The sequence below is a fragment of the Corallococcus sp. AS-1-6 genome, from assembly GCF_020037015.1.
Taxonomy (GTDB): domain Bacteria; phylum Myxococcota; class Myxococcia; order Myxococcales; family Myxococcaceae; genus Corallococcus.
Map to the genome: position 1 here is coordinate 1 of NZ_JAIQDE010000059.1, position 11,540 is coordinate 11,540.

An 11,540-nucleotide genomic window follows, 5' to 3' on the forward strand; every position below is an offset into this window, starting at 1 on the left:
CTGGAGTACCTGGGCCGGGTGGACTTCCAGGTGAAGGTGCGAGGCTTCCGCATCGAGCTGGGCGAAGTGGAATCCGCGCTGCGCCAGCAGGAGGCGGTGAAGGAAGCCGTGGTGGTGGCGAAGGGGGAGGATGCGGAGAAGCGCCTTGTGGCGTACGTAGCGCCGAAGGCGGGCGCGACGCTGGAAGCGGAGGCGCTGAAGACAAGCCTGCGCCAGCGGCTGCCGGAGTACATGGTGCCTGGAGCGGTGGTGGTGCTGGAAGCCTTGCCGCTCACCTCCAACGGCAAGGTGGACCGCAAGGCCCTGCCGGAGCCGGAGGCACCGACGGCGCGGAACACCTACGAAGCGCCGCGCACGGAGGCGGAAGCAAGGATCGCGGCCATCTGGGCGGAGGTGTTGCGGGTGCCCCAGGTGGGCGTGAAGGACGACTTCTTCGCGCTCGGCGGCCACTCACTACTGGCGACGCAGGTGGTGTCGCGGGTCCGCGCGGAGATGGGCGCGGAGCTGCCGCTGCGCGCGTTGTTCGAATCGCGCACGGTGGAGTCGCTCGCCCGTCAGCTCGAAAGGACCACGTCTTCGAGCATGGCGGCGCTGCGGCGGATTCAGGGGAACGCCGCCCGGCCTCTCTCGTTCGCGCAGCAGCGCCTCTGGTTCATCGATCAACTGGAACCGGGCACGGCCCTCTACAACGTCCCCGTGGCGTTGCGGCTGGAGGGGGCGCTGCGGCAGGACGTCCTGGAACGGGCGTTGCGCGAGGTCGTGCGGCGCCATGAAGCGCTACGGACGATGTTCGCGCAGCAGGACGGTCAGCCCATCCAAGTCATCCACGCGGAGCTGACACTGCGCCTGGAGCGGTTGGAGGTGTCCGCGGAGGATGCACGGCAGCGGATCGAGCAGGAGATGTTGAAGCCGTTCGACCTGTCGCGCGGTCCGCTGATCCGGGCGCTCCTGTTGAAGCTGGGGGAGTCGGAGCACGTGCTGGTCGTCACGCTGCACCACATCGTGTCGGACGGCTGGTCGTTGGGCGTGTTGATTCGCGAGGTCGGAGCGCTCTACGCGGCCTTCGCGGAGGAGCGGCGGTCTCCGCTGGCGGAGTTGCCCGTGCAGTACGGGGACTTCGCGGCCTGGCAACGGGACTGGTTGCAGGGCGACGTCCTGGCGCGGCAGGTGGACTACTGGAAGCGGAAGCTCACGGGCGCGCCGCCGGTGCTGGATCTGCCCACGGATCATCCCCGTCCGCCGGTGAGAAGCAGTGCGGGCGCGACGCTCGACTTCCTCTGGCCCCAGTCGCTGGTCCAGTCGCTGCGGGAGTTGGGGAAGCGCGAGGGCGCGTCGCTGTACATGGTGCTGCTGGCGGGCTGGCAGGTGCTGCTGTCGCGCTACTCGGGGCAGGACGACATCAGCGTGGGTTCGCCCACCGCGGGCCGCACGCGCGCGGAGGTCGAGGGCCTCATCGGCTTCTTCGTCAACACGCTGGTGCTGCGGACGCAGGTGTCGGGTGAAGCCTCGTTCGGCACGCTCCTGAGCCAGGTCCGCGAGACGGTCCTGGAGGCGCAAGATCACCAACAGGTGCCGTTCGAGAAGCTGGTGGAGGCACTCCAGCCCGAGCGAGACCGGCGTCACACGCCTCTGTTCCAGGTGTTCCTGGCGCTCCAGAACCTGCCTGAGCGGGAAACACGGCTGCCGGGCCTGACGCTCAAGCCCGTGGCCTACGAAGGCCGGACATCGAAGTTCGACCTGAGCCTCTTCTTCATGGAGGCGCCGGACGGGCTGATAGGAGCCGTGGAGTACAGCACCAGCTTGTTCGAAGTGACGACAGTGCGCCGGATGGTGGAGCACCTGCGCGTGCTGTTGGAAGGAGTGGTAGCGAAGCCGAAGGAGGCAGTAGGCCGGCTGCCCATGCTGACGGAGGCGGAGCGCCAGCAGGTGCTGGTGACATGGAACCAGCAGCAGGCGGAGTACGACCGGGACGCGACGATTCCTCGGCTCTTCGAGGCGCAGGCGAAGCGCACGCCGAATGCCGTCGCGGTGGTGAGCGGCAAGCAGCGGCTGACGTACCGGGAAGTGGAGGCGAAGGCGAACCAACTGGCGCACCGGCTGCGCAAGCTGGGAGTGGGCCCGGAGTCACGAGTAGGCCTGTGCGTGGAGCGCACGGCCGACGTCGTGGTGGGAACGCTGGGCATCCTCAAGGCGGGCGGCGCGTACGTGCCGTTGGACCCGAGCTACCCGAAGGAGCGCCTGGGGTGGCTGCTGGAGGATGCGCAGGGCCCCGCGTTGGTGGCGCACTCGCACCTGCTGGAGTCGCTGCCCGCCTTCAGTGCCCAGGCCGTGTGCCTGGACCGTGAAGAGGAGTGGGCGGAAGAGTCCTGCTGCGAGCTGACGTCGGAGGTGCGCCCGGAGAACGTGGCGTACCTCATCTACACGTCGGGAAGCACGGGCCGCCCGAAGGGCGTGGCGGTGACGCACCGGAACGCGGTGGCCTTCCTGGCATGGGCGACGGAGACGTTCACGGAAGCAGAGACGAAGGCAGTGCTCGCGGCGACGAGCCTGAACTTCGACCTCTCCGTCTTCGAACTCTTCGCGCCGTTGGTGAGGGGCGGCAGCGTGGTGGTGGTGCGAAACGCTCTGCACCTGGTGGAGGAGAAGCCCGAGGCGGAAGTGACGCTCATCAACACGGTGCCGTCGGCAATGGCGCAACTGGTGCGGCTGAATGCGGTGCCGCCGTCGGTGCAAGTCATCAACCTCGCGGGCGAAGCCCTGCCAGAGACGCTGGCGAAGGCCGTGTACGCGGTGCCGACGGTAAAGAAGCTCTACAACCTGTACGGCCCGTCGGAAGACACGACGTACTCGACATGGTCGCTGGTGGGGCGCAATGAGGTGCCGAACATCGGCCGCCCACTCACCAACACGCGGGCGTACGTGCTGGACAAGTACCTCCAGCCCGTACCGGTGGGCGTGGCGGGAGAGCTGTTCCTGGCAGGCGAAGGCCAGGCGCGCGGCTACCTGCTGAGGCCGGAGCTGACGGCGGAGAAGTTCCTGCCGGAAGTCCACGGCCCCGAAGGCAGCCGCATGTACCGCACGGGAGACCGGGTGCGGTACCGGGCGGATGGAGTGCTGGAGTACCTGGGCCGGGTGGACTTCCAGGTGAAGGTGCGCGGCTTCCGAATCGAGCTGGGCGAGGTGGAGTCCGCCCTGCGCCAGCAAGAGGCGGTGAAGGACGCCGTAGTGGTGGCGAAGGGGGAGGGGGCGGAGAAGCGCCTCGTCGCGTACGTGGCGCCGAAGGCGAGCGCGACGCTAGATGCGGAGGCGCTGAAGGCAAGCCTGCGCCAGCGGCTGCCGGAGTACATGGTGCCTGGAGCGGTGGTGGTGCTGGAGGCGCTGCCGCTCAACTCCAACGGCAAGGTGGACCGCAAGGCCCTTCCGGAGCCGGAGGCACCGACGGCGCGGAACACCTGCGAAGCGCCGCGCACGGAGGTGGAAGCAAGGCTCGCGGCCATCTGGGCGGAGGTGCTGCGAGTGCCGCAGGTGGGCGTGAAGGACGACTTCTTCGCGCTGGGCGGCCACTCCCTGCTGGCCACGCAGGTGGTGTCGCGGGTCCGCGCGGAGATGGGCGCGGAGCTGCCGCTGCGCGCGTTGTTCGAATCGCGCACGGTGGAGTCACTCGCCCGTCAGTTGGAGAAGGCCGCGTTCTCGAACAAGACGGCGATGGAGCGCAAGCTGGGCGACGCAGCCCGGCCGCTGTCGTTCGCGCAGCAGCGGTTGTGGTTCATCGATCAATTGGAGCCAGGTACCGCCCTCTACAACGTCCCCGTGGCGTTGCGGCTGGAAGGTGACCTGGACGTGGGCATCCTGGAACGTGCCCTCCGTGAGGTCATGCGCCGCCACGAGGCCCTGCGCACGACGTTCGCGGTGCAGGACGATCAGCCCATCCAGGTCATCCATTCGGACATGGCATTGCATCTGGAGCGGGCGGTGGTGCCCGCGGAGGATGCACGGCAGCGGATCGAGCAGGAGATGTTGAAGCCGTTCGACCTGTCGCGCGGCCCGCTGATCCGGGCGCTCCTGTTGAAGCTGGGGGAGTCGGAGCACGCGTTGGTCGTCACGATGCATCACATCGTGTCGGACGGCTGGTCGTTGGGCGTGCTGATCCGCGAGGTGGGCGTGCTGTACACTGCCTACTCCTCGGGGCAACCGTCGCCCCTGCCCGAGCTGCCCGTGCAGTACGGAGACTACGCGGCCTGGCAGCGCGACTGGCTGCGGGATGAGACGCTGCGGCGCGAAGTGGACTACTGGAAGCAGTCGTTGATGGGTGCGCCGCTGGTGCTGGAGCTGCCGACGGACCGCCCGCGCCCGGCGGTGCGCACGAACGCCGGCACGACGCTGGGCTTCACGCTGCCGCTGGAGCTGTCACATCGGTTGAGCGCGCTGGCCCGGGCTGAAGGGGCTTCGCTGTTCATGGTGTTGTTGGCCGGGTGGCAGGTGTTGTTGTCGCGCTACTCGGGGCAGGACGACATCAGCGTGGGGTCACCCATCGCGGGCCGGACGCGCGCGGAGGTGGAAGGGCTCATCGGCTTCTTCGTCAACACGCTGGTGCTGCGCGCCAAGGTGGACGGGGACGCGTCCTTCCGTGAACTGCTGAAGCAGGTCCGTGGCACGGTGCTGGAGGCCTACGAGCACCAGAGCGTGCCCTTCGAGAAGCTGGTGGAAGCGCTGCATCCGGAGCGCAGCCTGAGCCACACGCCGCTGTTCCAGACGTCGATGTCGCTCCAGAACGTGCCCGTCGAGGAGTCCAGGCTCCCCGGTCTGGTCCTCAAGCCCGTGACCTTCGAGGGCCGCACGTCGAAGTTCGACGTGAGTCTCTTCTTCACGGAGTCACCAGAGGGGCTGCTCGGGGCAGTGGAGTTCAGCACCGATCTGTTCGACGAGGCGACGGTGCGCCGGATGGTGGAGCACCTGCGCATGCTGCTGGAAGGCATGGTGGCGAAGCCGGAAGCAGCGGTGGGCCGACTGCCCATGCTGACGGAGGCGGAGCGCCAGCAGGTGCTGGTGACGTGGAACCAGCAGCAGGCGGAGTACGCGCGGGACGCGACGATTCCGCGCCTCTTCGAGGCGCAGGCAAAGCGCACCCCGAATGCCGTGGCCGTGGTGAGTGGCAAGCAGCGGCTGACGTACCGTGAGGTGGAAGCCAAGGCGAACCAACTGGCGCACCGGCTGCGAAAGCTGGGAGTAGGCCCGGAGTCAAGAGTGGGCCTGTGCGTGGAGCGCACGGCGGACGTCGTGGTGGGGACGCTGGGCATCCTCAAGGCGGGCGGCGCGTACGTGCCGCTGGATCCGAGCTACCCGAAGGAGCGCCTGGGGTGGCTGTTGGAGGACGCGCAGGGCCCAGCGCTGGTGGCGCACTCGCACCTGCTGGAGTCGCTGCCCGCCTTCAGCGCGCAGGCGGTGTGCCTGGACACGGACGCGACGTTGGCGACGGAGCCGACAGAGGCACCGGAGCCCGAGCTGCGTCCGGAGAACGTGGCGTACCTCATCTACACGTCGGGAAGCACAGGCCGCCCGAAGGGCGTGGCGGTGACGCACCGGAACGCGGTGGCGTTCCTGGCATGGGCGACGGAGACGTTCACGGAGGAGGAGACGAAGGCGGTGCTCGCGGCGACGAGCCTGAACTTCGACCTCTCCGTCTTCGAACTCTTCGCCCCGTTGGTGCGAGGCGGCAGTGTGGTGGTGGTGCGCAACGCCCTGCACCTTGCGGAGGAGAAGCCCGAGACAGACGTCACGCTCATCAACACGGTGCCGTCGGCGATGGCGCAACTGGTGCGGCTGAAGGCCGTACCGCCGTCGGTGCAAGTCATCAACCTCGCGGGTGAAGCACTGCCAGAGACGCTGGCGAAGGCCGTGTACGCGGTGCCGACGGTGAAGAAGCTCTACAACCTGTACGGCCCGTCAGAAGACACGACGTACTCGACGTGGTCGCTGGTGGGGCGCAATGAGGTGCCGAACATCGGCCGGCCGCTCACCAACACGCGGGCATACGTGCTGGACAGGTACCTCCAGCCCGTACCAGTGGGCGTGGCAGGAGAGCTGTTCCTGGCGGGCGAAGGCCAGGCGCGCGGATACCTGCTGAGGCCAGAGCTGACGGCGGAGAAGTTCCTGCCGGAAGTCCACGGCCCCGAAGGCAGCCGCATGTACCGCACGGGAGACCGGGTGCGGTACCGGGCGGACGGCGTGCTGGAGTACCTGGGCCGGGTGGACTTCCAGGTGAAGGTGCGAGGCTTCCGCATCGAGCTGGGCGAGGTGGAGTCCGCCCTGCGCCAGCAAGAGGCGGTGAAGGAAGCCGTGGTGGTGGCGAAGGGGGAGGGCGCGGAGAAGCGCCTCGTGGCGTACGTGGCGCCGAAGGCGGGCGCGACGCTGGAAGCGGAGTCTCTGAAGGCAAGCCTGCGCCATCGGCTGCCGGAGTACATGGTGCCCGGAGCGGTGGTGGTGCTGGAGGCGCTGCCGCTCAACTCCAACGGCAAGGTGGACCGCGAGGCCCTGCCGGAGCCGGAGGCACCGGCCTCTACCCATACCTACGAGGCCCCGCGCACGGAGGCGGAAGCAAAGCTCGCGGCCATCTGGGCGGAGGTGTTGCGAGTGCCGCGGGTGGGCGTGAAGGACGACTTCTTCGCGCTCGGCGGACACTCGCTGCTGGTCACGCAGGTGGTGTCGCGGATCCGCACGGAGATCGGCGTGGAGCTGCCGCTGCGTGCGCTGTTCGAGACGCCCACGCTCGAGGCCCTGGCCCAACGGATGGGGACGGCGAGCCGCCCCCTGAGCTCGCTGCCCGGCAACGCGCTCATCGGCACGGCGCCGCCGCTGTCGTTCGCGCAGCAGCGCCTGTGGTTCATCGACCAGTTGGATCCCGGGACCGCGCTCTACAACGTGCCCGTGGCGGTGCGGCTGGTGGGCTCGCTGGATGTCGCGGCCCTGGAGCGGGCCCTGAACGAGGTCGTGCGCCGGCATGACTCCTTGCGGACCACCTTCGAGGAGCGAGGGGGGCAGGCCATCCAGGTCATCCGTCCCACCCTGTCGCTGGAGCTGGCCCGGGAGGACCTGCGGTCCGTCGACGAAGCCCGCCGCGAGGCGGAGGCCCACCGGCAGGTCGAGCAGGAGATGCTCCGTCCCTTCGACCTGGTCCATGGGCCGTTGATCCGCACCCGGCTGTTCACGCTCGGGGATCGCGAGCACGTCCTCGTGGTGACGATGCACCACATCGTGTCGGACGGCTGGTCGTTGGGCGTGTTGATCCGCGAGGTGGGCGCGCTCTACGAGGCCTTCGCCTCGGGGCAGCCGTCCCCTCTGCCGGAACTGCCCGTGCAGTACGCGCGCTACGCGTCCTGGCAACGCGGCCGGCTCCAGGGGGAGGTCCTGGCGCGGCAGGTGGACTACTGGAAGCGGAAGCTCGCCGGCGCGCCGCCGGTGCTGGAGCTGCCCACGGACCGCCCGCGTCCGCCCGAGCGGGGGATCGCGGGCGCGAAGTACTCCTTCACCCTGTCCCGGTCGCTGACGGGGGAGCTCAAGGCCCTGGCCCAGCGGGAAGGGGCCTCGCTGTACATGGTGCTGCTGGCCGGGTGGCAGGTGCTGATGGCGCGCTACAGCGGCCAGCAGGACATCAGCGTGGGCTCACCCATCGCGGGCCGCATGCGCGCGGAGCTGGAGGGGCTCATCGGCTTCTTCGTCAACACGCTCGTGCTGCGCGCGAACGTGGACGGCGCCCTGTCCTTCCGGCGGCTGCTCTCCCAGGTGCGTGAAACCGTGCTGGATGCGTACGAGCACCAGGAGGTCCCGTTCGAGAAGCTGGTGGAGGTCCTCCAGCCCGAGCGCAACCGCAGCCACACGCCGCTCTTCCAGACGATGCTCGCGCTCCAGAACATGCCGCTGGGCGAGCTGCGCCTGCCGGACCTGGTGCTCCAGCCGGTGAACGTGGAGAGCCCCATCGCGCAGTTCGACCTGAGCGTGTCGTTCATGGAGCTGCCTCAGGGCTTCTCCGGCACGATGGAGTACAGCACGGAGCTGTTCGACGCGGGCACCATCCAGCGGATGGCCTCGCACCTGCTCACGCTGCTCGAAGGCGTGGTCGCGAGCCCGGACACACGCGTGTCCCGACTCCCCCTGCTGAGCGGCGCCGAGCGCCGCGAAATGCTGGTGGAGTGGAACGCCACGCGGGCGCCGTTCCCCGAGGCCTGCCTGCATGTGCTCTTCGAGGCGCAGGCCCGTCGCGCGCCAGAGGTGGTGGCCGCGGTCTTCGAGGGGACACAGTTGACGTATGCGCAGTTGGACGCGCGCGCCAATCAGCTCGCCCATGCCCTGCGCCGTCGTGGCGTGGGCCCGGAAGTCCGCGTCGCGCTGAGCGTTGAACGCTCCCTCGAGGTCGTCGTCGGGTTGCTTGGCATCCTGAAGGCCGGTGGTGCCTGGGTGCCCGTGGATCCGCTCCTGCCCCGTGAGCGCCTGGCCTTCATGCTGGAGGACAGCGTGGCCCAGGTGCTTGTCACCCAGCAGCCGCTGGTGGACCGCTTCCCCGAAGCGCTGCATGCCCGCGCGCTCTGCCTGGATGCGGAGCGCGAGTCGCTGGCCCAGGAGCCGACGGACGCGCCCGTGACAGGCGTGACGCCCGCGAACATGGCGTACCTGCTCTACACCTCGGGCAGCACGGGGACGCCCAAGGGCACGGCGGTGGAGCACCGCGGCGTGGCCAACCTGGTCACCCACGAAGCGGTGGCGTACGGCATCGGCCCCGGCAGCCGCGTGTTGCAGTTCGCCAGCCTCAGCTTCGACCTCTCCGTGGAGGAGATCTTCACCACGCTCTGCAACGGCGCCACGCTGGTGCTAGCGCCGCTGGAGAAGCTGATGCCGGGCGCGCCCCTGCCCGTGCTGCTGCGTGAGCAGGAGTTGAGTGTCGTCAGCCTCACCCCCGCTGCGCTGGCGGTCACGTCCCCCGAGTCCCTGCCCGAGGTGCGCACCGTCATCTCCGGCGGTGATGCCCTGCCTGAGGACGTCGTCGCGCGTTGGGCTCCGGGGCGGCGCCTGCTCAACACCTACGGCCCGACGGAAGCCACGGTCGTCGCCACGCTGGGCGAGGTGGTGGCGGATGGGACCGTGCCGTCCATCGGCAAGCCGCTGGCGAACGTGCGCGTCTACGTGCTGGACCCGCAAGGGCAGCCGGTGCCCGTGGGCGTGCGGGGTGAGCTGCACATCGGCGGCGTGGGCGTGGCGCGCGGATACGCGGGACGGCCGGGCCTCACCGCCGAGCGCTTCGTGCCGGACGCCTTCTCCGGTGAGGAGGGCGCCCGTCTCTACCGTACGGGCGACGTCGTGCGCTGGCGTGCGGACGGCCGGTTGGACTTCGTCGGCCGCCTGGACTCCCAGGTGAAGGTGCGCGGCTTCCGCATCGAACTGGGCGAGGTCGAGGCCGCGCTCACCCGGCAACCCGGCGTGAGCGAGGCCGTGGTCCTGGTGTGGGGCGACGGCGCCGACAGGCGGCTCGTGGGGTACGTCGTGGCGAAGGAAGGCCACTCGCTGGACGTGGACACGCTGCGAGCGGGCCTGCGCCAGGGCATCCCCGAGTACATGGTTCCCTCGGCGCTGAGGGTGCTGGACGCCCTGCCGCTCAACGCGAACGGCAAAGTGGACCGCAAGGCGCTGCCGGAGCCGGAGGCGGCGCGCGAGGGCGACGCCTTCGTGGCTCCGCGCACCGTGACGGAGGCGAAGCTCGCGTCCGTCTGGGCGGAGGTGCTGCGCCTGGAGCGCGTGGGCGTGAAGGACAACTTCTTCGCGCTGGGTGGCCACTCGTTGCTCGCGACGCAGGTGGTGTCGCGCATCCGCACGTCGCTGGGCGTGGAGATGCCGCTGCGCCTGCTGTTCGAAGCGCCCACGGTGGAGGCGCTGGCGCAGCGGATCGAGCAACTGGGGCGCTCCGGCGTGCCCACGTTGAGCGCTGGGATGCGTCCGGCGTCGCTGCCGCTGTCTTTCGCGCAGCAGCGGTTGTGGTTCATCGACCAGTTGGAGCCGGGCAGCTCGCTCTACAACGTGCCCACCGTGGTGCGGCTGGAGGGCGACCTGGACGCCGCGGCGCTGGAGCAGTCACTGCGGGAGGTCGTGCAACGGCACGAAGCCCTGCGCACGACGTTCGAGGAGGAGGCGGGCCAGCCCGTCCAGCGCATCCACGCGTCCGTGGACGTGCCGTTGAACGTCCTGGACCTGAGGGACTCCGGGCCCGAGCGGGAGGACGTGGCCCGTCAGCGGGTGATGGAGGAGATGGCGAAGCCCTTCGACCTGATGCGGGGACCGCTCCTGCGGGCGCTGCTGGTGCGCCTGGATGCGCGCGACCACCTGCTCGTGGTCACGATGCACCACGCCGTGTCGGACGGCTGGTCCGTGGGCGTCCTGCTCCGCGAACTGGGGACGCTGTACACCGCGCGGGCGACGGGCCACGCGTTGACGCTGCCGCCGCTGCCCGTGCAGTACGCGGACTACGCGGCCTGGCAGCGCGACTGGCTGCGGGATGAGACGCTGCGGCGGGAAGTGGACTACTGGAAGCAGTCGTTGATGGGTGCGCCGCCGGTGCTGGAGCTGCCGACGGATCGCCCGCGTCCGGCGGTGCGCACGAACGCCGGAACGACGATGGGCTTCACGCTGCCGCTGGAGCTGTCACAGCGGTTGGGCGCGCTGGCCCGGGCTGAAGGGGCATCGCTGTTCATGGTGCTGCTGACCGGGTGGCAGGTGTTGTTGTCGCGCTACTCGGGGCAGGACGACATCAGCGTGGGTTCACCCATCGCGGGCCGGACGCGCGCGGAGGTGGAAGGGCTCATCGGCTTCTTCGTCAACACGCTGGTCCTGCGCACCCAGGTGGATGGAGACCAGTCCTTCCGCGCGCTGCTCGCGAGGGTGCGGGAGCGGGTGCTGGGCGCGTACGAGCACCAGGACGTGCCCTTCGAGAAGCTGGTGGAGGCGCTGCATCCGGAGCGCAGCCTGAGTCACACTCCGCTGTTCCAGACGTTGATGGCGCTCCAGAACGTGCCCATCGAGGAGACCCATCTCCCCAGCCTGGTGCTCAAGCCCATGAGCCTCGAGGGCCGCACGTCGAAGTTCGACCTGAGCCTCTTCTTCGTGGAGACGCCGCAGGGGCTGAGCGGAGGCGTGGAGTACAGCACCGACCTGTTCGAAGCATCGACGGTGCGCCGGATGATGGAGCACCTGCGTGTGCTGTTGGAAGGCGTGGTGGCGAAGCCGGAGACGGCAGTGGGCCGGTTGCCCATGCTGACGGAGACGGAGCGCCAGCAGGTGCTGGTGACGTGGAACCAGCAGCAGGCGGAGTACGACCGGGACGCGACGATTCCGCGCCTCTTCGAGGCCCAGGCGAAGCGCACCCCGAATGCCGTGGCCGTGATGAGCGGCAAACAGCGCCTGACGTACCGTGAGGTGGAGGCCAAGGCGAACCAACTGGCGCACCGGCTGCGAAAGCTGGGAGTGGGCCCGGAGTCGCGAGTGGGCCTGTGCGTGGAGCG

Annotated in this window: 1 protein-coding gene; it reads left to right on the top strand. The window is 69.3% G+C overall.

All coding sequences use genetic code 11. The features are described from left to right. On the top strand, positions 1–11,540 hold an 11,540-nt coding region (locus K8612_RS38360; RefSeq protein WP_223765877.1), incomplete at both ends, for a non-ribosomal peptide synthetase.